This window comes from Micromonospora sp. I033, assembly GCF_053890995.1.
In genome coordinates this window covers 22,283-46,545 of sequence record NZ_JBSSLX010000024.1, presented here as the reverse complement: position 1 = coordinate 46,545, position 24,263 = coordinate 22,283, and the positions used below count along the sequence as shown (strand labels likewise).

The window sequence follows — 24,263 nt, the reverse complement described above, 5'->3', positions numbered from 1 at the left end:
GGGTCGCCGGGCTCCTCGACGCCGCCGTGCTGGCCGCCGGGCTCACCGTCGCGGTGCTGCCGCTGAGCGAACCCGGGCTCCGGCTGCCGGTCGCGCTGGCCGGGCTGGCGATCACCGTCCCGCTGTACGCCGTGGCGCTGCTCCGGCTGCCCGGCCGCTCCCGACTCTCCGGCCGGGAGCGGCTGCGCCGCGGCGTCGACGTGGTCGGCCTCGGCGTCAGCCTGGTCTTCGCCGGTTGGGTGCTGCTGCCGTCCGGCCCGGTGCCGCCGGCCGCGCGGGCGGCCAGCGTCGGCGGTGCCCTGGTGCTGGCCGTCCTGTCGGTGGCCGCGCTCGCCGAGCGGCGCCGGCGGCCGGGCGCCGCCCGCTGCCACGCCGGCGCGGCGGCCACGCTCGGTGGGCTGGCCCTGCTCGTGGTGCTGCTCGCCTACCCCGCCCCGGACCGGGCCGTGCTGGCCGTGGCGCCACCGCTGCTGGCCGGCGCGCTGCTCACCGCGGCCGGCGCCCGGCGTACCGCCGCCGGGGAACGGCCCCGGACCGGCGCGGCTCCGGCCGCCTGGCCCGGTCTCACCGCGCCGGCCGGCATCGCGGCGCTGGCCGCCGGGCACCACCTGTGGACGGTGGGGCAGTTCACCGCCCCGGCGATCGCCCTGGGGCTGTCCGTCATCCCGCCGATGGTGGTCCGGGAGGTGCTCGCCGCCGCCGACCAGCGGCGCCGGGCCGAGCGGCTGGCCGCCAGCGAGGCGCGGCTGCGGCACCTGGCCGGGGACGACGACGACCGCCCGCCGGCCGACGCCCCGCCGGTCGACCGGGCCGAGCTGGTGCACGCCCTCGGCCGGCGCAGCGGCGGGGCCCTGCTCGTGCTCGACCTGCACGGCGCCGACGAGGCGGCGGTGCTGGACGGGCCCGTGCTCGCCGAGGTGGTCCGCCGGCTCCGGTCCGGCGCCGGCCCGCAGGATCTGGTCGCCCGGCTCACCGACACCGAGTTCGCCGTGCTCACCGACCTCGGGCCGGTGCTCGCGTACGCGCTGGGCACCCGGCTGCTGGCCGCGCTCGCCGAGCCGTGTCCCCGGCCCGGCGGGGCGACGAGGATCCGGACCAGCGTGGGGCTGGCCGAGACCACCGGCGGCGAGCCGGAGGACGTGCTGCGCCAGGCCGACCTGGCCCGGCGGCGGGCGGTGCAGTTGGGCCGCGACCGGGTCGAGTGGTACGACGCCTACCTGGAGGAACAGCTGGTCCGCCGGCTGGACCTGGAGCGGGAGCTGCCCGGCGCGGTGGCCCGGGGCGAGCTGGACCTGGTCTACCAGCCGGTGCTGGCGCTGGCCGACCGGCTGCCGGTGGGCACCGAGGCGCTGCTGCGCTGGCGCAGTCCCGCACTGGGCACCGTGCTGCCCGATGAACTGCTGCCCGTGGCGGCTGACCTCGACCTGCTCGGCGAGGTCGGGCGGTGGGTGCTGGACCGGGCCTGCCGGCAGCTCGCCGACTGGTCGGAGGGGGGTCGGGAGCTGTGGATGGCGGTCAACGTGACGCCCCGGGAGCTGGCCGCGCCCGACTTCGTGGCCCGCACGGCGACCGCCCTGGCCGCGTACGACGTGCCGCCGGAACGCCTGGTCATGGAGGTGGCCGAGCCGGCGGTGGCGGCCGAGCTGTCCACAGTGGTGGCCCGGCTCGCCGGGCTCCGCTCGCTCGGTGTCCGCACCGCGCTGGACGACTTCCGCGCCGAGCACGCCTCGCTGGCCCAGCTCCGCCGGCTCCCGATCGACCTGCTCAAGGTGGGCCCGCACCTGGTCGGGCCGGGCCCGGACGGGCAGCGCCCGCTGATCGACGTGGTGGCCAACCTGGGCGACCGGCTCGGGCTGGAGGTGGTGGTCGAGGGGCTGGAGTCCGACGCCCAGGTGGCCGGGGCGCGCCGGGCCGGCTGCCGCTACGGGCAGGGGTTCGCGCTGGCCCGGCCGGCCCCTGCCGAGCGGGTCGAGGCGTGGTTCGAGGAGTTCCCCTCGACGCCCCGCTGACCCGGTCGCCCCAGGATGCTGAACCGGTTCATCGGCCCCGCGGCGGCGCGGTGCTGCCGCGCGGTGTCAGCCGGGCGGTCTCGTCCTGGATGCCGGTCACCGGCTCGCCCGCGATCACGGCCAGGAGCTGCCGCGCGGCGTGCGCCCCGTACGCGGGGATGTCCCGGCCCAGGGCGGTCAGCGGCGGGTGCACGAGCTGGCAGAGCGGGGAGTCGTCCCAGGCGACGATGGACAGGTCGCCGGGGACGGCCAGCCCCATCTCCTGGGCCACGGAGAGCCCGGCGATCGCCATCACGTCGTTGTCGTAGATCACCGCGGTGGGCCGGCCGGCGGAGCTGAGCAGCCGGCGGGTGGCCCGCGCCCCCTCCTCGCCGGTGTAGTCGGACCAGACGGTGGTGGCCTCGTCCAGCCCGAGCCGGCCGCACACCTCGGCGAACGCGTCGGTGCGGATCTCGGTGTGCAGCAGCGAGGGGAGCCCGCCGACCCGGGCGATCCGCCGGTGCCCGAGGGCGACCAGGTACTCCACCGTCTCGACCAGGGCCGCCGCGTCGTCCGACCAGACGCTGGCCAGGCTGCCGGTGTGCCCGGGGCCGCCGATCACCACGGCGGGCAGTTGCAGCTCCTCCAGCGCCGGCACCCGCCGGTCGTCGGTGCGCAGGTCGCAGACGAACACCCCGTCGACCCGGCGTTCGGCCCACCAGCGGCGGTAGACCGCGATCTCCGCCTCCTGGTCGGTCACCACCTGGAGGGTCAGCGCGTAGGAGCGGGCCGACAGCTCCGCCTCCACGCCGCTGATCAGCTCCATGAAGAAGGGCTCGATGCCCAGTATCCGGGCGGGCCGGCACAGGGCCAGGCCGACCGCCTTGGCGGTGGCGCCGGAGAGCGCCCGGGCGGCGCTGCTCGGGCTGAACCCGATCTCGGCGGCGATCGCCAGGATCCGCTGGCGGGTCGCCTCGGACACGCCGGGCTGCCCGTTCAGCGCGTACGACACGGCGCCCTTGGAGACCCCGGCCCGCCGGGCGACATCGGCGATGGTCGGCCGCTTCACCGGCGCGCTCCTCCACTCGTCCGGCCCTCGCGGGCCACCTCGACCGCCGGGGTGACCGGCGGCTGTCACGGTACTGCAACGGGGCCGCCGCGCGATCGGCGCGGCCCTTCACTTGCGCGGTTAAGCGTACGGCCTGATCCACCCGCCGGTATCGGCCGCCGCCTCCTGTTCGTGCCGCGGAGAGCGCTCAACCACGCATGATCGCGCTCCCAGAGAATCACGGCGATTGCCGTTCAGGGTCGCTGTTAACCGGCCGTTGACAGTCCAGGGGGTGCCCCGTACGGTGTGCTCACTTATCCGGTTCAGTCAACGTCTCTCGATGTCGGGAGCGTTCCCACCATGCACGGAGGATGACATGAGACGGTCCTGGACGCACTGGGCCCGGGCGGCCACCGTGGGTGCCGTCAGCCTGGTCATGGTCGCCGCCTGCAGCGGCAAGAGCACCACCGGCGGCTCCGACGCCGCCGACGGTCAGATCACGCTGAAGATCAACTTCTGGGGCGACTTCGGTCTCCAGGACCTCAAGGCGAAGTACGAGGCCGAGCACCCGAACATCAAGATCCAGCTGAACTCCGGCGAGTACAACGCGCAGCACGAGGACCTGCAGAAGAAGCTCGTCGCCGGCAACGGCGCGCCGGACATCGCGGCGATCGACGAGGGCTTCATGGTCCAGTTCCGCAGCCAGTCCGACAAGTTCGTCAACCTGCTGGACAAGGGCGCCGGCTCCTACGAGAGCAAGTACCTGCCCTGGAAGTGGAAGCAGTCCCTCTCCGCCGACGGCAATACCCAGATCGGCCTCGGCACCGACGTCGGCGGCCTGGCCATGTGCTACCGGACCGACCTGTTCAAGGCCGCCGGCCTGCCCACCGAGCGGGACCAGGTCTCCGCCCTCTGGCCCAACTGGGACAAGTTCATCGAGGTCGGCCAGCAGTACACCGCGAAGACGAACAAGAAGTTCATCGACGCCGGCACCAACCTGTTCAACCCGATCCTCGGCCAGCAGCAGGTCGGCTTCTACGACGACCAGGAGCAGCTCCGGATGGACGGCGGCCCGAAGGTCGCCTTCGACTACACCGTCAAGGCCGTCCAGGCCGGGCTCTCGGCCAACCTGGTCAGCTTCCAGGCCGACTGGGACAAGGGCTTCACCAGTGGCGCCTTCGCCGTGCTCGCCTGCCCGGCGTGGATGCTCGGCCACATCAAGGACACCGCCCCCGGCACCCAGGGCAAGTGGGACATCGCCGCGGTGCCCGGTGGCGGCGGCAACTGGGGCGGCTCGTTCCTGACCATCCCCAAGCAGGGCAAGCACGTGGACGAGGCGTACCAGCTGCTGGAGTGGCTGGTCGCGCCCGAGCAGCAGATCGAGATCTTCAAGAAGGTCGGCAACCTGCCCTCGCAGCCGGCGCTCTACGCCGACCCGGCGATCGCCGACTTCAAGAACCCGTTCTTCAACAACGCCCCGGTCGGCCAGATCTTTCCCAGGATGGCGCAGGGCCTCACCCCGCAGTACCTGGGCAGGAAGAACGGCCCGACCCGGGTCGCCGTGGAGAACGTGATCCGGCGGGTCGAGAACAAGAGCCTGAAGCCGGACGCCGCCTGGGGCGAGGCGGTCAAGGAGGCCGACAAGGCCGCCAAGTCCTGACCGGACACCGGTGACGGGGCGGGCGCGGTCCGTCCCGTCACCACCTCACCCGTCACCCACCTCGGCCCTGGAGTGATCCGATGTCCACCACCCGTGCCGCCCCCGCACGGTCGAGCCGCGGAGCCGCGCCGGAACGCGGCCGCTCCGGGGGCGACGACCGGCGGCTGACCTGGCGCAACCGGCTGTACCGCTTCGACATGCGGTACATGCCGTACCTGATGATCGCGCCGTTCTTCCTGCTCTTCATCGTGTTCGGGCTCTTCCCGCTGCTGTTCAACGCCGTGGTCTCGCTGCGCAACTACCGGCTCGACGACCCGACGCTGCCCTACTGGGCGGGCTGGGAGAACTTCAGCCGGCTCTTCGGCGACGAGGACTTCTGGAACGCCCTCTACAACACCTTCGGCATCTTCCTGCTCTCCTCGGTGCCCCAACTGCTGCTCGCGCTCGTGGTCGCGTCCCTGCTCAACCGCAGGCTGCGGGCGCAGACCTGGTGGCGCGTGGGGGTGCTGCTGCCGTACGTGACCCCGATCGTCGCCTCGACCATGGTTTTCAGCGTCTTCTTCTCCCGCGACTTCGGCATGGCCAACTGGGTGCTCGGCCTGTTCGGCCTCGGCGGGCCGGACGACCCGATCGACTGGCGGGCCGACAAGCTGCACTCCTGGATCGCCATCGCCACGATGGTCAACTGGAAGTGGATCGGCTACAACGCGCTGCTCTACCTGGCCGCCATGCAGTCCATCCCGCGCGACGTCTACGAGGCGGCGGCGATCGACGGCGCCGGGCCGTGGAAGCAGCTCTGGCGGATCACCGTGCCGATGATCCAGCCGGTGGTGCTCTTCACCGTGATCCTCTCCACCATCGGTGGCCTCCAGCTCTTCACCGAACCGATGCTCTTCGACCCGAACGCCCAGGCCGCCACCGGCGGGCCGAACGGCGAGTGGCAGACCATCGCCCAGCTCATCTACAAGGTCGGCTGGAAGGACCTCAACCTCGGCTACGCCGCGGCCATGTCCTGGGCCCTGTTCCTGATCATCCTGATCGTCGCCGGCGTGAACTACGTGGTGACGAACCGACTGTCCGGAGGTCGTCGGTGAGCGCGAGGAACGCAGCGCAGCGGAGTACCGCAGTCGCGATCGGAAGGAGGGCGCAGTGACGACCGTCGCACCCCCGCGCCGGAAGCCGCGGCTGATGGCCCGGGCCCCGCAGGAGACCCCGGCGGGGCTCTGGACCTACCTGTTCCTCGCGCTGACCATGCTGTTCGCCGCGTTCCCGCTCTACTGGATGTTCGTCATCGCGACCAGCGGCGACGAGGCCCTCGCGAAGCTGCCGCCGGCGATCGTCCCGGGCGGGCAGTTCATGACCAACGTCGACGAGGTCTTCTCCCTCCAGGACGTCTACTTCGCCGCCTCGCTGGTCAACAGCGTCATCGTCTCGACCGTGGTGACCGCCTCCGTGCTCTTCTTCTGCTCGCTGGCCGGGTTCGCCTTCGCCAAGCTGCGGTTCAAGGGCAGCAACGCCCTCATGCTCTTCGTGGTGCTCACCCTGACCGTGCCCAACCAGCTCGGCATCGTGGCGCTCTACATCGTGATGGGCAAGCTCGGCTGGAACGGCACCCTGCTCGCGGTGATCGCCCCGGGGCTGGTCACCGCGTTCGGCGTGTTCTACATGCGGCAGTTCATCGTCAACACCGTCCCCGACGAGCTGGTCGAGTCGGCCCGGATGGACGGCGCCACCACCATGCGGGTGTACGCCACGATCGTGCTGCCGGCGATCCGCCCCGCCCTGGCCGTGCTCGGGCTGCTCACCTTCGTGGCCACCTGGAACGACTTCCAGTGGCCGCTCATCACGCTGAGCGGCACCGACTTCCCGACCTCGATGGTGGCGGTTTCCGACCTGGCCAGCGGAAACTATGTGATCTACCGGCGGGTGCTGGCCGGCGCGTTCATCGCCACCGTGCCCCTGCTGGTCATGCTGTTCATCGGTGGACGACAGATCGTCCGCGGAATCATGGAAGGCGCGGTGAAGTCGTGAGCCGTCAGACGCTGCACGAGGGTTGGACGCTGCGGGCCGTGCCCGGTCCGCAGGTGCCGCCGGAGGTCGCCGGGGCGGCGGTGCCGGCGACCGTGCCCGGCTGCGTGCACACCGACCTGCTGGCGGCCGGCCTCATCCCGGACCCGTACCTCGACGACAACGAGTACCGCCTGGGCTGGATCGGCCGGACCGACTGGGTCTACGAGACCACCTTCGACTGGCGGCCCGGCGCCGAGGAGCGGGTCGACCTGGTCTGCGCCGGCCTGGACACGGTCGCCACGGTCACCCTCAACGGCACCGAGGTGGGCCGCACCGAGAACCAGCATCGCGGCTACCGGTTCGCCGCCGGCCCGCTGCTCCGGCCGGGGGCCAACACGCTCACCGTGCGCTTCGACTCGCCGTACCGCTACGCCGAGGCGCACCGGGACCGGCTCGTCGACCGGCCGAACGCCTACCCCGAGCCGTTCCACTTCATCCGCAAGACCGCCTGCAACTTCGGCTGGGACTGGGGACCGACCGTGGTCACCGCCGGCATCTGGCAGGAGATCGGGCTGCACGCCTGGTCCACCGCCCGGCTGGCGACCGTCCGGCCGCTCGTCACCGTCGAGGGGGACACCGGCCGGGTGGAGCTGCACGTCGAGGTCGAGCGGGCCGCCGACGACCCGCTCACCGTGCGCGCCACCGTGGCCGGCGCCGCCGTCGAGGTCACCATCCCGGCCGGGGAGCGCCGCGCCGTGGCGACCCTCACCGTCCGCGACCCCGCGCTCTGGTGGCCCGTCGGGTACGGCGACCAGCCCCTGCACGACCTCGACGTGACCCTCCGCGCCGCCGACGGCCGGCCGCTGGACGGCTGGTCCCGCCGGATCGGCTTCCGCTCGGTCCACCTGGACACCGCCCCCGACGCGCACGGCTCAGCGTTCACCCTGCACGTCAACGGGGTGCCGGTCTTCGTCAAGGGGGTCAACTGGATCCCCGACGACGCCTTCCCGAACCGGGTCACCCGGGCCCGGCTGGCCGAGCGGTTCGCGCAGGCGGTCGGCGCGAACGTCAACCTGCTGCGGGTCTGGGGCGGCGGCCGCTACGAGTCGGCGGACTTCTACGAGCTGGCCGACGAACTCGGCCTGCTCGTACAGCAGGACTTCCTGTTCGCCTGCGCCGCCTACCCCGAGGAGGAGCCGTTCCGCACCGAGGTCGAGGCGGAGGCGCGGGAGCAGGTCACCCGACTCGCCGGCCACCCCTCGCTGGTGCTCTGGACCGGCAACAACGAGAACATCTGGGGCTGGCACGACTGGGACTGGCAGGACGCCCTCGCCGGCCGCACCTGGGGGCGCGGTTACTACCTGGACCTGCTGCCCGCGATCGTCGCCGAGCTCGATCCGACCCGGCCGTACTGGCCGGGCAGCCCCTGGTCGGGCAGTGAGGACGTGCACCCGAACGACCCGGCGCACGGCACCACCCACATCTGGGACGTGTGGAACACCGACGACTACACGAAGTACCGGGAGTACGTGCCCCGCTTCGTCGCCGAGTTCGGCTACCAGGCGCCCCCGGCGTACGCGACCCTGCGCCGGGCCCTGTCCGACGCGCCGCTGGCCCACGACTCGCCCGGGATGGCGCACCACCAGAAGGCGATCGACGGGGACCTCAAGCTCCAGCGTGGCCTCGACGCCCACCTGCCGGCGCCCGCCGACTTCGACGACTGGCACTACCTCACCCAGCTCAACCAGGCCCGGGCCATCCAGCTCGGCGTCGAGCACTTCCGCTCGCACCGGCCGGTCTGCATGGGCACCATCGTCTGGCAGCTCAACGACTGCTGGCCGGTCACCTCCTGGTCGGCAGTGGACGGCGACGGCCGGCGCAAACCCCTCTGGTACGCGCTCCGCCGCGCCTACGCCGACCGGCTGCTCACCGTGCAGCCACGGGACGGCGGGCTGGCGCTGGTGGCGGTCAACGAGACCGGCGAGGCGTGGCACGCGGCGGCCACGGTCACCCGGCTCACCCTCACCGGGGAGCCGAGGGCGAAGACCTCGGTGGACCTCGACGTCCCCGCGTACTCCTCGGTGGTGCTGGCGCTGCCGGCGGAGCTGGCGCGGCCGGACGAGGTCCGGCGGGAGCTGCTCGTCGCGGAGGCCGGGGAGACCGCGGAGCGGGCTCTGTGGTTCTTCGCCACCGACCGGGAGGTCGAGTGGCCGGCGGCGGAGCTGGACGCGACGGTCGAGCCGGCGGGCGACGCCCAGCGGGTCCGGGTGACCGCGCGGACGGTGCTGCGCGACCTGACGCTCTTCCCGGATCGGCTGCACCCGTCGGCGGAGGTCGACCAGGCGCTCGTCACCCTGCTGCCGGGGGAGTCGGCCACCTTCACGGTGCACGCCGACGCCGCGCTCGACCCGGCGGCCCTCACCCGCCGTCCGGTGCTGCGCTGCGTCAACGACCTCACCCGGTAACCGTTCCTGGATCCTGGAGAGTTGCCGTTCGGGGCGGACGGCAACTCTCCAGGATCTCGGCATCGAGTTGAAGATTTTCGCAAGTGCTAAAGTCTTCAGGGTTCTCGGGGAGGAGTCGCCATGTCGGTGCCGCTGTACCAGGCCAAGGCGGAGCTGTTCCGCACCCTCGGGCATCCGGTCCGGATCCGGGTGCTCGAACTGCTCCAGGACGGGCCGAAGCCGGTCCGCGACCTGCTCGCCGCCATCGACGTCGAGCCGTCCAACCTCTCCCAGCAGCTCGCCGTCCTGCGGCGGGCCGGCATGGTCACCTCGCACCGGGACGGCCCGCTGGTCGTGTACTCGCTCAGCACACCCGACGTGGCCGACCTGCTCGCCGCCGGCCGGCGGATCCTCGGCGCGGTCCTCACCGACCGGGACGCCCTCCTCGACGAGCTGCGCGCCGGGGAAGGGGAGCGGTGAACGCGGCGGCCCCGGCCCCCTCCGCAATCGACGGCCCGTCCCGGCGCGGCATCCCCGGCGGCGGCCCGCGGCGGGCCGGCCGCCTGCTCCGGACCCGGCTGTCCGGGCTGCTGCCGGCCCGGTCCGACTGGGCGGCGGTACGCCGCTCGCCCCGCCGCGACCTGCTCGCCGGGCTCACCGTGGCCGTGGTGGCACTGCCCCTCGCGCTCGCCTTCGGCGTCACCTCCGGGCTCGGCGCGCAGGCCGGGCTGGTCACCGCCGTGGTCGCCGGGGCCGTCGCCGCGATCTTCGGCGGCTCCAACCTGCAGGTATCCGGCCCCACCGGCGCGATGACCGTGGTGCTCGTGCCGGTGGTGCAGCGCTTCGGCGCCCAGGGCGTGCTGATGGTCGGCGCGCTGGCCGGCCTGATCCTCCTCGCCCTCGCCCTGGCCCGCCTCGGCCGCTACGTCCGCTACCTGCCGACCCCGGTGATCGAGGGCTTCACCGCCGGCATCGCCGTGGTCATCGCCCTGCAACAGGTGCCGGCGGCGCTCGGCGTCACCGACGCGCACGGCGAGAAGGTCTGGGCGGTGGCCGCCGACGCGGTCGCCCGGTTCGCCGCCCACCCGCGGCCGGTGGCCGTCGCCGTGGCACTCGGGGTGGCCGCGCTGATGCTGCTCGGTGCCCGATTGCGGCCCGGCCTGCCGTTCTCGCTGCTCGGGGTGGCCGCCGCCACGCTCCTCGCCGAACTGGCCCCGATCGACCTGGTCCGCATCGGCGCCCTGCCGCAGGAGCTGCCCGCCCCCTCGCTGGACTTCCTCGACCCCGGAGCGCTCGGCGTGCTGCTGCCCAGCGCGCTCGCGGTGGCCGCGCTCGCCGCCCTGGAGAGCCTGCTCTCGGCGACCGTGGCGGACGGGATGACCGTCGGCGAACGGCACGACCCGGACCGGGAACTGTTCGGCCAGGGCCTGGCCAACCTGGCCGCCCCGGTCTTCGGCGGCATCCCGGCCACCGCCGCCATCGCCCGCACCGCGGTCAACGTGCGCGCCGGCGCCTCGTCGAAGCTCGCCGCGCTCACCCACGCCGTCGCCCTCGCCGCCATCGTGCTGGCCGCCGCCCCGCTCGTCGGCCGCATTCCGCTCGCCGCGCTGGCCGGGGTGCTGCTCGCCACCACCGTACGGATGGTGGAGGCCGGGTCGCTGCGGGCGCTGCTCCGGGCCACCCGGGCCGACGCCGTGGTGCTGGTGCTCACCTTCGCGGTCACGGTGATCTGGGACCTGGTCACCGCGGTGGCGGTCGGGCTGGCCGTGGCCGTCGTGCTCGCGCTGCGCGCGGTGGCCCGCAGCGCCCGGCTGGAACAGGTGCCCCTCGACCCCGGCGAGCACAGCGCCGAGGAGCACGCGCTGCTGGGCGAGCACATCGTCGCCTACCGGTTGGACGGGCCGCTCTTCTTCGCCGCCGCGCACACCTTCCTGCTGGAGCTGGCCGAGGTGGCCGACGTCCGGGTGGTCATCCTGCGGATGTCCCGGGTGTCCACCGTCGACGCCACCGGCGCGCAGGTGCTCGGCGACGCCGTCGACCGGCTGCGCGGGCGGGGGATCGCCGTGCTGCTCTCCGGCATCACGCCGGGCCACGACCAGGTGCTCAGCACGTTGGGCGTGGCGGCGGAGCTGCGCCGGGAGGGACTGATCTTCCCGGACACCCCGACCGCCATCCGCCACGCCCGCACCATCGCGCTGGGCGACTAGCCCGGCAGGGCGGCGAGGCCGGCCAGCAGCTCCCACTTCTCGGCGTCGCTGAGGACCGCGTACGCGGGCTCGTCGCGCCGGTCGGTCTCCGCCTCGATGGCCGCGCGTTCCGGCCCGTCCGGCAGCGCCCGGATCCCGTCGGCGGTCAGCCCGGCCGCCCGCCACGCCGCCCGGTGCGCGTCGGCGCGGTGGTGGCGCAGCGAGCCGAGCCGGGTGACCAGCAGCAGCGCCGGCGAGGCGTCCTCCGGCTCGTACGGCGGGGACATGGCGTGGAACGCCGGGCCGCCGGTGGCCTGCCCGTGCGCCAACACCCGGCCCACCAGGTCGGCCAGCCGGGGCACGATGCTCAGGCCGGGCAGCATTCCCGGCATGGCCGACCACAGCTCCTCGGCGGCCTCGGCGGTGGCCCGCTGCGCGTAGCGGGCCAGCTCCCGGCCCAGCTCGGTGAGGTGCCAGGTGCCCTCGGCGTCCACCGTGGTCACGCCCTGGGCCAGCTCCCGGCTCATGTCGCCGTCGGTGTAGGCCAGGCCGTCGGCGAGCGCCTCGGCGGACATGGGCCGGGCCAGCACCCCGGAGAAGAAGCTGTTCTCGTAGCCGAGGTCCACGCCGCGCTCGGCGTAGAACTTCTCCATCCGGGCCCGGGCGGCCCAGCGGGCGCCCACGTACACCCGGTCGACGGCCGGTCGGATCAGTCGCGCGTAGCTCACGGTCGCATCCACGACGGCGGACCCTACCGGTGCCGGGCCGCGCCGTGGGGGCGGCTACTCCGGCACCCGCCGGTACGCGCCGTCGCTGGCCGAGGTGGCCATCGAGGCGTACGCGCGCAGCGCCGCGGACACCGGTCGGACCCGGTCGGCCGGGGTGTACGGGCGGTCCCGCTTCTCCTCCGCCACCCGGCGCGCCTGGAGCACGTCGTCGGGCACGTCGAGGCGGATCGAGCGGGCCGGGATGTCGATGACGATCTCGTCGCCCTCCCGCACCAGCGCGATGAGCCCGCCCGAGGCCGCCTCCGGGGAGACGTGCCCGATGGACAGGCCGGAGGTGCCGCCGGAGAACCGGCCGTCGGTGAGCAGCGCGCAGGAGCGGCCCAGCCCGCGGCCCTTGAGGAACGAGGTGGGGTAGAGCATCTCCTGCATACCGGGGCCGCCCTTCGGGCCCTCGTACCGGATCACCACCACGTCCCCGGCGACGACCTCCTTGGCGAGGATCGCCGTGACCGCGTCGTCCTGCGACTCGTAGACCTTGGCCGGCCCGCGGAAGGTCAGGCACTCCTCGGGCACCCCGGCGGTCTTCACGACGCAGCCGTCCGGCGCCAGGTTGCCGTGCAGGATGGCCAGCCCGCCGTCCGCGCTGTACGCGTGCTCCCGGTCGCGGACGCAGCCGCCGGCCGCGTCGGTGTCCAGGGACGACCAGCGGTTGGTGGTGGAGAACGGCTCGGTGGTGCGCACCCCGCCCGGGGCGGCGTGGAACAGCTCGACCGCCTCCGGCCTCGGCGACCCGCCCCGAACGTCCCAGTCGGTCAGCCACTGGGCGAGCGAGGGGGAATGGACCGCGTGCACGTCCCGGTGCAGCAGCCCCGCCCGGTCCAGCTCGCCGAGGATGGCCGGGATGCCGCCGGCCCGGTGCACGTCCTCCATGTGGTACTGCGGCGAGTTCGGCGCGACCTTGGCCAGGCAGGGCACCCGGCGCGAGATGGCGTCGATGTCGGCGACGGAGAAGTCCAGCTCCGCCTCCCGGGCGGCGGCGAGCAGGTGCAGGATCGTGTTGGTCGAGCCGCCCATCGCCACGTCCAGGGCGACCGCGTTCTCGAAGGCGCTGCGGTTGGCGATGGCGCGGGGCAGCACCGAGGCGTCGTCGGCGTCGTACCAGCGCTTGGCGATCTCCACGGCGGTGCGGCCGGCCTCGACGAAGAGCGACCGGCGGGCGGCGTGGGTGGCCAGCGTCGAGCCGTTGCCGGGCAGCGCCAGGCCGATGGCCTCGGTGAGGCAGTTCATCGAGTTGGCCGTGAACATGCCGGAGCAGGAGCCGCAGGTCGGGCAGGCGGAGCGCTCGATCTCGCCGAGCTGCTCCTCGGTGACCGCCTCGTTCGACGAGGCGATCATGGCGTCGATCAGGTCGATCTTGGAGTGGACCACGCCCTCGATCGCCACCGTCTTACCGGCCTCCATCGGGCCGCCGGAGACGAAGACGGTCGGGATGTTGAGCCGCAGCGCGGCGAGCAGCATGCCCGGGGTGATCTTGTCGCAGTTGGAGATGCAGACCAGGGCGTCCGCGCAGTGCGCGTTGACCATGTATTCCACCGCGTCGGCGATCAGCTCCCGGCTGGGCAGCGAGTAGAGCATGCCGCCGTGACCCATGGCGATGCCGTCGTCCACCGCGATGGTGTTGAACTCCCGGCCCACACCGCCGGCCTCGGCCACCGCGTCGGCGACAAGGCCGCCGAGGTCCTTGAGGTGTACGTGGCCGGGGACGAACTGGGTGAAACTGTTGGCGATGGCGACGATCGGCTTGCCGAAGTCGTCGTCGGTCATCCCGGTGGCCCGCCACAGGGCCCGGGCGCCGGCCATCGTCCGACCGTGGGTGGAGGTCCTCGACCGCAGCTCAGGCATGCCTACCAGTCTGACACCGTCGACCCGGCGGCCCCCGGCCGCGCGCGCCGTGTCCCAACAGTTGCACACCCGGTGCCCCACGGGGGGCGCCGATCCGGCACAGTTGAGGTCGTGCAGTCGTCCCCGGGCATGGTCACCGTCGCGGTGCTGAGCGGGCTCGCCGCGGCCGGCGCCGCCGCCCTGCTCGCCGCGTCGGCGCGCCGCCGGGGCGGGCCGCACCGGCGGGCCCACGTGCTGCTCGCAGCCGCCGCCGGGGTCGCCCTGCTCAGCCTGCTCCTCGGGCTGGCCGGCACGCTGGCCGCGGGCGACCACTGGGCGCACCGGCAGGGGCAGCGGACCGGCTGGGCCACCCTCGTCTCGGTCGGCACCACGCTCGCCGGCCTCGGCCTCGGCGTCGTGCTGCTCCGGCTGCCCGGCACCGCCGCGGCCCGGGCGGCCACCGCGCGGCTGCTGCTGGACGGCCTGATCATGGCGGGCGCGCTCTGGTTCGTCGGCTGGGCGGTGTTCAGCCCGCCGACCCGGCTGCTGGGCGACGCCACCCCGGCCCTCTGCGCACCGATCCTGCTGGCCACGGTCAGCGCGGCGCTCACCGCCGGGCTGACCCTGATCATGGTGTTGCGGGCGGCCCCGCCGCGCGGCCGGCTGGTCCTGCTCGGCGCGGGCGCGACCGGGGTGACCTGCGGTGGCCTGGGCCTGGCGGCCGGGCTCTGCCAGGCCGGCGCGGGCCTGGCGTTCGCCGGCGCCGCGGTGATCGCCGCCGGCCTGCTGGCCACCGCCCTGGCCGCGCACCGGGTCGACCTGCCGCAGGTCGACGTCGACCTGATCCGCCGCGACGGCGAGTACGCCTTCGTGCCGATGTTCGCGATGGCCGCCTCCGCCATGTACCACCTGCTGCAGGGCGGCCGGTTCGACGTGTTCGGCATCGCGGCGGGGAGCGTCGAGGGCTTCGCCCTGGTGGCCCGGCAGTACCTGGCCCTCAACGACGTCCGCGGCTACGCCGGCCGGCTGGCCGAGCGCGAGGCGCACTTCCGCGAGCTGGCGCACACCGACCCGCTCACCGGCCTGGCCAACCGGCGGGGCCTGCTGCGGGCGCTGCACCGCTGCGCCGAGGCCGGCGTCCCCTGCGTGCTGCTCGGGCTGGACCTGGACGGCTTCAAGAACGTCAACGACATGCGCGGGCACGACGTCGGCGACGCGGTGCTGGCCGAGGTGGGCCGGCGGCTGCGCGGCAACCTGCGCCCGGGCGACCTGGCCGCCCGGCTCGGCGGCGACGAGTTCGCGGTGCTCATGCACGGCACGACCGATCCGGGGCCGGTCGCCGAGCGGCTGCTCGGGGTGCTCGGCCGCCCCTACGAGGAGGCCGACGGGCCGGTCTTCCTCTCGGTCAGCATCGGGGTGGCCGGCGGCTGCGGGGAGACCGACGTCGAGCTGCTGCTGCGCAACGCCGACCTGGCGCTGCGCTACGCCAAGCAGCGGGGCAAGAACCGGATCGAGCGCTACGACGCCAGCTACGACCAGCTGCTGCGCCGGCGCACCATGCTGGAGCACGAGCTGCGCGGCGCGATCGAGCGCGACGAGCTGCGGCTGGCCTTCCAGCCGGTGGCCTCGCTGCCCTCGGTCCGCCCGGTCGGTGCCGAGGCGCTGCTCCGCTGGCACCACCCGGAGCTGGGCAACGTCCGGCCGGACGAGTTCATCCCGCTCGCCGAGGAGTGCGGGATGATCTCCAAGCTCGGCGCCTGGGTGCTGCACCAGGCCTGCTACCAGCTCTCCCGCTGGCTGGCCGACGGGCACGACGTCTGGGTGTCGGTGAACGTCTCGCCCCGCGAGCTGCACGCCCCGGAGTACGTGGTCCAGGTCGCCGACGCGCTGCGCGCCCACCACGTGCCGCCGCAGCGGCTGGTGCTGGAGGTCACCGAGCACGCCGTCGCCACCGACCTGGACGAGCTGATCCGGCGGCTCACCGCGCTGCGCCTCACCGGGGTGCGGATCGCGCTGGACGACTTCGGCGCCGGCTACTCCTCGCTGGGGCAGCTCCGCCGGCTCCCGATCGACATCCTCAAGATCGACCACAGCCTGGTCGCCGAGCACGAGCCGGTCCGGCCGGTCGGCCGGGACGGCCCGGCGTTCGCCCCGATGGTCGACATCGTCATGCGCCTCGGGCACCAGCTCGGCCTGGAGGTGATCGCCGAGGGCGTCACCACCCCCGCCGAGCTGGCCGCCGTGGTGGCCGCCGGCTGCCGGTTCGGGCAGGGCGCGGCCTTCGGCTGGGGCGTGCCCGCCGAGCACCTGGAGGCGATGCTGGAGGCGGCCACCTCGCCCGGCAACCGCCCCACCTCGGTCCCGCCCGCGCCGCCGGCCGCCCAGGTGCGGACCGGGCCGTCGCCGCTGCTGCCCCGGCTGCGGTCGAATCCGCCCGCGCAGATACCCGCGCCGCGCACCTCGAACGAGGGATCTTCGCAGGTCGCGCCGGCCGTGGAGGGCGGTCCGGGAGGCGACACGCCCACGTCCGTGAACCAAAATGTGGGATCAGTTGACTCATCGCGTGAGATGCGTCAGGCTTGACCGCATGTCGTCGAACCGGTCGCTGCGAGTACTTACCTGAGCGCACTCTCCCGAACGAGAGTGCGCTGGCCCCGTGCATCTGCACGTGGGCCGTTTTTGTTGCCGTCGGACCATTGCCGGGACGCCCGCGTTCCATCCTGAGAAGCGCATCACCCACTCCAGCCGAAGGCCTGAACCGCCATGACGAGACCCACGCCAGAGACTCTCGCCCACTCCGTCCGGCGAGCCCGCCCGGCCACCGAGCCGGCCGCCGACGCCGACAACGCCCCCGCTCCCCGCACCGGTGCTTCCCAGGCCGCCCCGGCGGTACGGCAGCCCGCTCAGGTCTCCGGCGCCGGCTCGCTGGTGCGGTCGCTCGAGGCGCTCGGCGTCGACGTCGTCTTCGGCATCCCGGGCGGGGCGATCCTGCCGGCGTACGACCCGCTCTACGACTCGACCGTCCGGCACATCCTGGTCCGGCACGAGCAGGGCGCCGGGCACGCCGCCACCGGCTACGCCCAGGCCACCGGCAAGGTCGGCGTCTGCATGGCCACCTCCGGCCCCGGGGCGACCAACCTGGTCACGCCGATCGCCGACGCGTACATGGACTCGGTGCCGATGGTGGCGATCACCGGCCAGGTCGCCCGCCCGTCGATCGGCACGGACGCCTTCCAGGAGGCGGACATCCAGGGCATCACCCTGCCGATCACCAAGCACAACTTCCTGGTGCAGACGGCCGAGGAGATCCCGCAGGTGCTCGCCGAGGCGTTCCACCTGGCCTCGACCGGCCGGCCCGGCCCGGTCCTGGTCGACATCCCCAAGGACGTCCTCCAGGCGCAGACCACCTTCACCTGGCCGCCCACCCTGGACCTGCCCGGCTACCGGCCCACCCTGCACCCGCACGGCAAGCAGATCCGCGAGGCGGCCCGGCTGATGACCAGCGCCCGCCGCCCGGTGCTCTACGTCGGCGGCGGCGTGCTCAAGGCCGGCGCCACCGAAGGGCTGCGCCGGCTGGCCGAGCTGACCGGCATCCCGGTGGTCACCACGCTGATGGCGCTCGGCGCGTTCCCCGACTCGCACCGGCAGCACCTGGGCATGCCCGGCATGCACGGCACCGTCGCCGCGGTCTACGGCCTGCAGAAGTCCGACCTGATCGTGGCGCTGGGCGCCCGCTTCGACGACCGGGTCACCGGCAAGCTGGACTCGTTCGCGCCGGACGCCACCGTGGTGCACGCCGACATCGACCCGGCCGAGATCGGGAAGAACCGGCACGCCGACGTCCCGATCGTGGGCGACGCCCGGCACGTCATCGACGAGCTGATCGCGGCCGTCACCGCCGAGCAGGCGGCCCGGCCGGCCGCCGACCTCGCGGACTGGTGGAACCAGCTCGACGACCTGCGCGGGCGCTACCCGCTGGGCTACGAGGAGCCGGCCGACGGGACGCTCTCCCCGCAGTACGTGATCAAGCGGCTGGGCGAGATCGCCGGCCCGGACACCGTCTACGTGGCGGGCGTCGGCCAGCACCAGATGTGGGCCAGCCAGTTCATCTCGTACGAGAAGCCGTACACCTGGCTCAACTCCGGCGGCCTCGGCACCATGGGCTACGCCGTCCCGGCGGCCATGGGCGCCAAGGTCGGCAAGCCGGACACCACGGTCTGGGCGGTGGACGGCGACGGCTGCTTCCAGATGACCAACCAGGAGCTGGCCACCTGCGCCCTGGAGGGCATCCCGATCAAGGTCGCTGTGATCAACAACGGCAACCTGGGCATGGTCCGGCAGTGGCAGACCCTGTTCTACGGGGAGCGCTACTCCAACACCGAGCTGGGCACCCACAAGCACCGCATCCCGGATTTCGTGAAGCTCGCTGAGGCGCTCGGCTGCGTCGGCCTCCGCTGCGAGAACGCCGCCGACGTGGACAAGACCATCGAGGCGGCCATGGCGATCACCGACGCCCCGGTGGTCATCGACTTCGTGGTCGGCAAGGACGCCATGGTGTGGCCGATGGTCGCCGCCGGCACCAGCAACGACGAGATCATGTTCGCCCGGGGCGTCCGCCCCGCCTTCGACGAGGACGAGCTGTAGTCATGACGGAGTGCACCGAGCGCAGCGAGGGCCATGAGGGCATGACGAGGAAGGCGCAGCCATGACCATGCACACCCTGTCCGTGCTGGTGGAGAACAAGCCGGGTGTCCTGGCCCGGGTGTCCGGGCTGTTCTCCCGGCGCGGGTTCAACATCGACAGCCTCGCCGTGGGGGAGACCGAGAACCCCGACGTCTCCCGCATCACCATCGTGGTCAACGCCGAGTCGTCGCCCCTGGAGCAGGTGACCAAGCAGCTCAACAAGCTGGTCAACGTGCTCAAGATCGTCGAGCTGGACCCGCAGGTCTCGGTGGCCCGGGAGCTGCTGCTGGTCAAGGTCCGCGCGGACCGCAACGCCCGGGGCCAGGTGCTGGAGACCGTCGCCCTGTTCCGCGCCCGGGTGGTCGACGTCGCGCCGGACACGCTGACAATCGAGGCCACCGGCACCCCGGACAAGCTCGACGCGCTGCTGCGTGACCTGGAGCCGTTCGGCATCAAGGAGATGGTCCAGTCCGGCACGGTGGCCATCGGGCGTGGCTCCCGCTCCATCACCGCCGGCCCGGCGCTGCGCGCCGCCTGATTCGCACCCACCAGATTTTCGACGGGCCGACGGGCACCGCCGTACGAAAGGGAAGTCAATGAGCGTTGAGGTGTACTACGACGACGACGCCGACCTGGGCCTGATCCAGGGCCGCAAGGTCGCCGTGATCGGGTACGGCAGCCAGGGCCACGCCCACGCGCTGTCGCTGCGCGACTCCGGCGTCGACGTGGTGATCGGCCTGCCCGCCGGCTCGAAGAGCCGGCCGAAGGCCGAGGAGCAGGGCCTGCGGGTGCTCACGCCGGCCGAGGCGGCGGCCGAGGCCGACGTGATCATGATCCTGGCGCCGGACACCGCCCAGCGCGGCCTCTACGCCGACGCGATCGCCCCCAATCTCGCCGCCGGCAAGGCCATCTTCTTCGGCCACGGCTTCAACATCCGGTACGGCCTCATCAAGCCCCCGGCCGACGTGGACGTGGCGATGGTCGCCCCGAAGGGCCCCGGCCACCTGGTCCGCCGCCAGTACGTCGACGGCAAGGGCGTGCCCTGCCTGGTCGCGGTCGAGCAGGACGCCAGCGGCAACGCCTTCGGCCTGGCCCTGGCGTACGCCAAGGCGATCGGCGGCACCCGGGCCGGCGCCATCCGGACCACCTTCACCGAGGAGACCGAGACCGACCTCTTCGGCGAGCAGGCGGTGCTCTGCGGCGGCGCCGCGGCGCTGGTGCAGACCGGCTTCGAGGTGCTCACCGAGGCCGGCTACGCCCCCGAGGTGGCCTACTTCGAGTGCCTGCACGAGCTGAAGCTCATCGTCGACCTCATGTACGAGGGCGGCATCGCCCGGATGCGCTACAGCATCTCGGACACCGCCGAGTACGGCGACCTCTCCCGCGGCCCCCGGGTCATCGACTCCCGGGTCAAGGAGGAGATGCGCAAGATCCTCGGCGAGATCCAGTCGGGTGAGTTCGCCCGCGAGTGGGTGGCCGAGGACGAGGCCGGCCGGCCGAACTTCGCCAAGTGGCGGGCCGAGGGCGCGGCGCACCCGATCGAGGAGACCGGGCAGAAGCTGCGCGCCATGATGAGCTGGGTCGACCGGCCCATCACCGAGACCGCCTGACCCCGGGTCGGGCAGCTCCGACGCGGCCCGCGGCCCGACGCTCTCCCCGGCGTCGGGCGGCGGGCCGCCGTCATTCCGAGGCCAGGGTCTCCGCCTCGGCGGCGAGGGTGCCCGCCTCGTCGGTACGGCCCCGCGCCGCGAGGGTGCGGGCCAGGTCGCGCAGGGACCGCTCCAGCAGTGCGCGGTGTCGCGGGTCGGCCGTGGCCAGCGCGCGGGCCAGCTCCACCGCCTCCCGCCCGGCGGTCACCCCGTCCAGCCCGGCGACACGCTCGCGCGGCGGCGCGCCGGACTCCCGGTCCCCTGGCGGCGCGTCGACCGCGGTCATTGCCAGGACCAGGAGCAGCGCCTGGACCAGCAGTGGTTGGAACACCTCCGGCAGGTCGTCGGCCCGGCGGCGGCAGACGGTCAGCAGCTCGTCCAACGGTGACTCGACGGCGTCCCACCGCCGGTCCACGACCCGGGCGGCGGCGAGCCGGGTCAGGGAACGGGCCAGCTCGCCGTCGTCGGCGTCCCGGGCCAGCTCGACCGCCTCGGCGAGCCGGTCGACGCCCTCGGCCCGCCGGTCGTACCGGAGCAGCAACTGTCCGTGCACGCGCAGCGCACCGGCCAGGTGCCCGCGCCGCGCGTGGGGGACGGCGTCGACCAGTGGGCGCAACTGGTCGACCGCCGCCGCGGCGGCCCGCAACGCTGCTTCCGGCTCGCCCAACTCGGCCCGGCACTCCGCCTCGACCAGCAGCGCCTCGACCGTGAGCCCTCGTCCACGGGGCGGCTGCGCGAGGCGCAGGAACTCCCGGTCCTCGCGGGAGCCGTCGAGCCGGGTCAGGGCTTCCTGGGCGCGGCCGGTCGCCGACAGGCTGCGCGCGACGTCGTTCGCCGCGCTCACCCCGACAGCGGCCCACCGCAGCCGCCGGTAGGAGGACTGGGCACGGTACGCGTCCCACACCTCCCGCCGGACGGCGAGCGCCTCCTCCGGCCGGCCCAGCGTTGCCTGGCAGTCGCCGATGACCAGCAGGGTTCCGGCCCGCCGCATCCGTTCGTCGGCACTCAGCGGGGTGGCGGCGTCCCAGGTGGCCCGGGCGCGCAGCGCCAGGATGAGCGCGGCCCGCACCTCCCCGAGCACGTACCGGTTGCTGGCCAGCAGTCCTCGGGCGGCGGCGAGCACCACCAGGGCCGCCCGGTCGGGCGGGTCCTCGACGTACCCGATCGCCTCCCGGAGCTGGTCGACCGCCTCGGCCATGGGCTGCGCGTCGGGGACACCGACCCGGGCCACCAGCGCGCGGGCCAGGTCCACCCGGTGCCGGTCCGGGCGGTCCGCCACCAGCCGGCGGCACAGCGCCACGGCCTCCTCGGCGGCGGCCGCGCGGCGGGCCGTCCCGCCGGGCAGGCCGCTCACCAGTTGGGACCGGGTGACCAACGCCTCGGCCAGCCGCGGGCCCCACCGCAGCGGCCGGCGCCGGGCCAGCGGGCGGAGCAGCGCGATCCGGACCACGAGCGACATCGACGCTCCCTCCCGTGCGGCTGCTGGCTCCCGTTGTACCGGGGTCACGCCAGCCGGCCCCGGGTGAACGGGGGATGACGGGCGCGCGACCAGCCTGTGTGAGGGCGCTCACCCCGCGGTCCGCGACCCGGAGGGGGGACGGCCCCCTACCATCCTTGGTGTGGTGCTCCAGCCGGCACCCGACGGCCATGGCACGGATCGGCGCAGGGCGCAGCGAGGCGTCCCGACGCCCCAGGCCGACCACAAAACCGAGCGTCTACGAGGACCGATGAATCCTGTCGTACTGATCGCCGAAGAACTCGCTCCCGCCGCCATCGAGGTGCTCGCGCACGACTTCGACGTGCGTCACGTGGACGGCACCGACCGCCCGGCCCTGCTCTCCGCGCTCTCCGAGGCCGACGCGGTGATCGTACGCAGCGCCACCCAGATCGACGCCGAGGCGATCGCGGCGGCCCCGCGGCTGAAGGTGGTCGCCCGGGCCGGCGTCGGGCTGGACAACGTCGAGGTGCCCGCCGCCACCGCGCGGGGTGTCATGGTCGTCAACGCTCCGACCTCCAACATCGTCTCCGCCGCCGAGCAGGCCGTCGCGCTGCTGCTCGCCGTGGCCCGCAACACCGCCAGCGCCAGTGCCGCGCTGAAGGCCGGGGAGTGGAAGCGGTCGAAGTACACCGGCGTGGAGCTCCAGGGCAAGACCGTCGGCGTGGTCGGCCTCGGCCGCATCGGTGTGCTCTTCGCGCAGCGCATCGCCGCCTTCGGCACCCGCCTGATCGCGTACGACCCGTACATCCAGCCGGCCCGCGCCGCGCAGCTCGGCGTCCGGCTGGTCGGCCTGGACGAGCTGCTCCGGGAGAGCGACTTCATCTCGATCCACCTGCCCAAGACCCCGGAGACGGTCGGCCTGATCGGCGAGAAGGAGCTGGCGATCGTCAAGCCGGGCGTCCGGATCGTCAACGCCGCCCGGGGTGGCCTGGTCGACGAGCAGGCGCTCGCGAACGCGATCGCCGAGGGCCGGGTCGCCGGCGCCGGCGTCGACGTCTACGCCAAGGAGCCGTGCACCTCCTCGCCGCTGTTCGCCTTCGACAACGTGGTGGCCACCCCGCACCTGGGCGCCTCCACCGCCGAGGCGCAGGACAAGGCCGGCCTGGCCGTGGCGAAGAGCGTCAAGCTGGCGCTCCAGGGCGAGTTCGTGCCGGACGCGGTGAACGTGCAGGCCGGCGGCGTGGTCGCCGAGGACGTGCGGCCGCTGCTGCCGCTGGCCGAGAAGCTGGGCCGGGCCTTCACGGCCGTGGCCGGCGGGGTGGCCGCCAGCGTCACCGTCGAGGTGCGCGGCGAGATCGTCACCAACGACGTGTCGGTGCTCAAGCTCGCCGCCACCAAGGGGCTGTTCAGCTCGGTGGTGGAGGAGCAGGTCACCTACGTCAACGCGCCGCACCTGGCCGCCGAGCGCGGCGTCGAGGTCACCCTCGCCACCCAGGCCGAGACCGTCGACCACCCGAACCTGGTGACCGTCCGCGGCGCGCTGCCGGACGGCCGGACGGTCAGCGTCTCCGGCACGGTGACCCACACCGGCACCCGGGACGTGCTCAAGCTGACCGAGGTGGACGGTTTCGACGTCGAGATCGGCGCCGAGGGCATCCTGGTCTTCCTGCGCTACGTCGACCGGCCGGGCGTGGTCGGCACCGTCGGCACGCTGCTCGGCGAGGCCGGCGTGAACATCGCCGCCATGCAGGTGGCCCGCCGCGAGGCGGGTGGTGAGACGCTGATGACGCTCACCGTCGACCAGGCGCTCGGCGCGGACCTGCTCACCTCGGCGGCCGACTCGATCGGCGCGGTGGCGGCCAGCGCGGCCGACCTGCGGGACGAGTAGTCCGGCCACGACGAATCGGGGGCCCGGCCGGTCGGCCGGGCCCCTCGCCGTGTCCGGCTCAGGACGTGACGCGCGCCGGTGGCGGGTAGACCGAGCCGTCCTGGGCGTCGAAGAGCATCAGGTCGTGCTCGCCGGCCAGCCGCTCGATGTCGAGCAGCACCTGGTCGGGGCAGGTGGGGAAGAGGTTCATCTCCACGTGGTCACCGGCCGCGTGCAGCGGGGTGACCTCCCAGGGCGTGCCCGGGCCCGCCGGGCGGTCGGGATAGCTGGCCGTGATGGCGCGGTAGAAGGCGACCACACGGGGGTCGGGGTACTGCTCGCCGTGCCACCCCTCGCGGCACCGCTGCACCGCCGCCCGCACCTCGTCGGGCGTGGCCCCGGCCGGCAGGGCCCACACGCTCAGATCGAAACTCACGGCGGACAGCGTGCCATCCCCGGTGCGCGCCGTCACCCCTGCCCCGCCGCAGGTTAACTCGCTGATTACCGACAGGGCGCCCGACGGTCCGCTGTGGAGACTCTTGCGTCGAGTTGCGTCGATTCGCTAGCGTACCCGTGCGGTCACTGGCTGAGTCGATACTCCGGCCCGTCTTCGGGTGGCGCGGTCGGCCGTCCGCCTCACCGGCCCGCACCCCTCGATTGCGCGAGCCACGCGCACTCGTC

17 protein-coding genes are annotated in these 24,263 nt (G+C 73.7%); 12 read left to right on the top strand and 5 right to left on the bottom strand.

Annotation, left to right across the window (positions count from 1 at the left end; translation table 11 throughout):
• On the top strand, window positions 1–2,009 hold a 2,009-nt coding region (locus ACW0Q9_RS07005; protein ID WP_456179108.1), incomplete at its 5' end, for a putative bifunctional diguanylate cyclase/phosphodiesterase.
• Window positions 2,010–2,037: 28 nt separating this feature from the next.
• Here the strand turns inward: ACW0Q9_RS07005 and ACW0Q9_RS07000 are convergent.
• On the bottom strand, window positions 2,038–3,057 hold the full coding sequence (locus ACW0Q9_RS07000; protein ID WP_456179107.1) for a LacI family DNA-binding transcriptional regulator: 1,020 nt from the start codon (window positions 3,055–3,057) through the stop codon (window positions 2,038–2,040).
• Between the two features lie 355 nt (window positions 3,058–3,412).
• On the opposite strand from ACW0Q9_RS07000, the gene ACW0Q9_RS06995 reads away from it, so the two are divergent.
• From ACW0Q9_RS06995 to ACW0Q9_RS06970, 6 genes are all read left to right on the top strand, one after another.
• Entirely contained in the window at window positions 3,413–4,696 is a 1,284-nt protein-coding gene (locus ACW0Q9_RS06995; protein ID WP_456179106.1) for an ABC transporter substrate-binding protein, read from the top strand.
• Between the two features lie 80 nt (window positions 4,697–4,776).
• Window positions 4,777–5,790 carry a carbohydrate ABC transporter permease gene (locus ACW0Q9_RS06990; RefSeq protein ID WP_456179105.1) on the top strand — a complete coding sequence of 338 codons (1,014 nt, stop codon included), beginning with the start codon at window positions 4,777–4,779 and terminating at the stop codon, window positions 5,788–5,790.
• A 94-nt stretch (window positions 5,791–5,884) separates the two neighbouring features.
• Window positions 5,885–6,727 (top strand): carbohydrate ABC transporter permease, encoded by an 843-nt coding sequence (locus tag ACW0Q9_RS06985; protein WP_456179110.1) that lies wholly within the window; start codon window positions 5,885–5,887, stop codon window positions 6,725–6,727.
• Window positions 6,724–9,171, top strand: a complete 2,448-nt coding sequence (locus tag ACW0Q9_RS06980; RefSeq protein ID WP_456179104.1) for a glycoside hydrolase family 2 protein — start codon at window positions 6,724–6,726, stop codon at window positions 9,169–9,171. Before ACW0Q9_RS06985 ends, ACW0Q9_RS06980 begins: the two co-directional genes overlap by 4 nt.
• A gap of 120 nt (window positions 9,172–9,291) precedes the next feature.
• Window positions 9,292–9,630: an ArsR/SmtB family transcription factor gene (locus ACW0Q9_RS06975; RefSeq protein WP_154225085.1), complete on the top strand. Its 339-nt coding sequence runs from the start codon at window positions 9,292–9,294 to the stop codon at window positions 9,628–9,630.
• Window positions 9,627–11,357 carry a SulP family inorganic anion transporter gene (locus tag ACW0Q9_RS06970; protein WP_456179103.1) on the top strand — a complete coding sequence of 577 codons (1,731 nt, stop codon included), beginning with the start codon at window positions 9,627–9,629 and terminating at the stop codon, window positions 11,355–11,357. The genes ACW0Q9_RS06975 and ACW0Q9_RS06970 overlap by 4 nt, the downstream gene beginning before the upstream one ends.
• On the opposite strand, the gene ACW0Q9_RS06965 is transcribed toward ACW0Q9_RS06970, so the two are convergent.
• Both ACW0Q9_RS06965 and ilvD read right to left on the bottom strand, forming a co-directional pair.
• Window positions 11,354–12,076 (bottom strand): hypothetical protein, encoded by a 723-nt coding sequence (locus tag ACW0Q9_RS06965; protein WP_456179102.1) that lies wholly within the window; start codon window positions 12,074–12,076, stop codon window positions 11,354–11,356. The genes ACW0Q9_RS06970 and ACW0Q9_RS06965 overlap by 4 nt on opposite strands.
• 42 nt (window positions 12,077–12,118) lie before the next feature.
• Entirely contained in the window at window positions 12,119–13,966 is a 1,848-nt protein-coding gene (gene ilvD, locus ACW0Q9_RS06960) for a dihydroxy-acid dehydratase (protein ID WP_456179101.1), read from the bottom strand.
• Between the two features lie 111 nt (window positions 13,967–14,077).
• Between ilvD and ACW0Q9_RS06955 the strand changes: the two genes are divergently transcribed.
• The 4 genes from ACW0Q9_RS06955 to ilvC all read left to right on the top strand — a co-directional run bounded on the left by ACW0Q9_RS06955 (window position 14,078) and on the right by ilvC (window position 20,238).
• Window positions 14,078–16,528 carry a putative bifunctional diguanylate cyclase/phosphodiesterase gene (locus tag ACW0Q9_RS06955; protein ID WP_456179100.1) on the top strand — a complete coding sequence of 817 codons (2,451 nt, stop codon included), beginning with the start codon at window positions 14,078–14,080 and terminating at the stop codon, window positions 16,526–16,528.
• Window positions 16,529–16,708: 180 nt separating this feature from the next.
• Window positions 16,709–18,589, top strand: coding sequence for an acetolactate synthase large subunit (locus ACW0Q9_RS06950; RefSeq protein ID WP_456179099.1), 1,881 nt, complete (start codon window positions 16,709–16,711; stop codon window positions 18,587–18,589).
• 61 nt (window positions 18,590–18,650) lie between these two features.
• Window positions 18,651–19,166 (top strand): acetolactate synthase small subunit, encoded by a 516-nt coding sequence (ilvN, locus tag ACW0Q9_RS06945; RefSeq protein WP_046563652.1) that lies wholly within the window; start codon window positions 18,651–18,653, stop codon window positions 19,164–19,166.
• Window positions 19,167–19,224: 58 nt separating this feature from the next.
• Window positions 19,225–20,238: a ketol-acid reductoisomerase gene (ilvC, locus tag ACW0Q9_RS06940; protein WP_456179098.1), complete on the top strand. Its 1,014-nt coding sequence runs from the start codon at window positions 19,225–19,227 to the stop codon at window positions 20,236–20,238.
• A gap of 70 nt (window positions 20,239–20,308) precedes the next feature.
• On the opposite strand, the gene ACW0Q9_RS06935 is transcribed toward ilvC, so the two are convergent.
• Window positions 20,309–21,736 (bottom strand): hypothetical protein, encoded by a 1,428-nt coding sequence (locus ACW0Q9_RS06935; protein WP_456179097.1) that lies wholly within the window; start codon window positions 21,734–21,736, stop codon window positions 20,309–20,311.
• A gap of 268 nt (window positions 21,737–22,004) precedes the next feature.
• Here ACW0Q9_RS06935 and serA point away from each other — a divergent pair, with 268 nt between their 5' ends.
• Window positions 22,005–23,603, top strand: coding sequence for a phosphoglycerate dehydrogenase (serA, locus tag ACW0Q9_RS06930; RefSeq protein WP_456179096.1), 1,599 nt, complete (start codon window positions 22,005–22,007; stop codon window positions 23,601–23,603).
• A gap of 58 nt (window positions 23,604–23,661) precedes the next feature.
• Here the strand turns inward: serA and ACW0Q9_RS06925 are convergent, their stop codons facing one another.
• Window positions 23,662–24,018, bottom strand: a complete 357-nt coding sequence (locus tag ACW0Q9_RS06925; protein ID WP_456179095.1) for a hypothetical protein — start codon at window positions 24,016–24,018, stop codon at window positions 23,662–23,664.
• Window positions 24,019–24,263 lie beyond the last annotated feature (245 nt).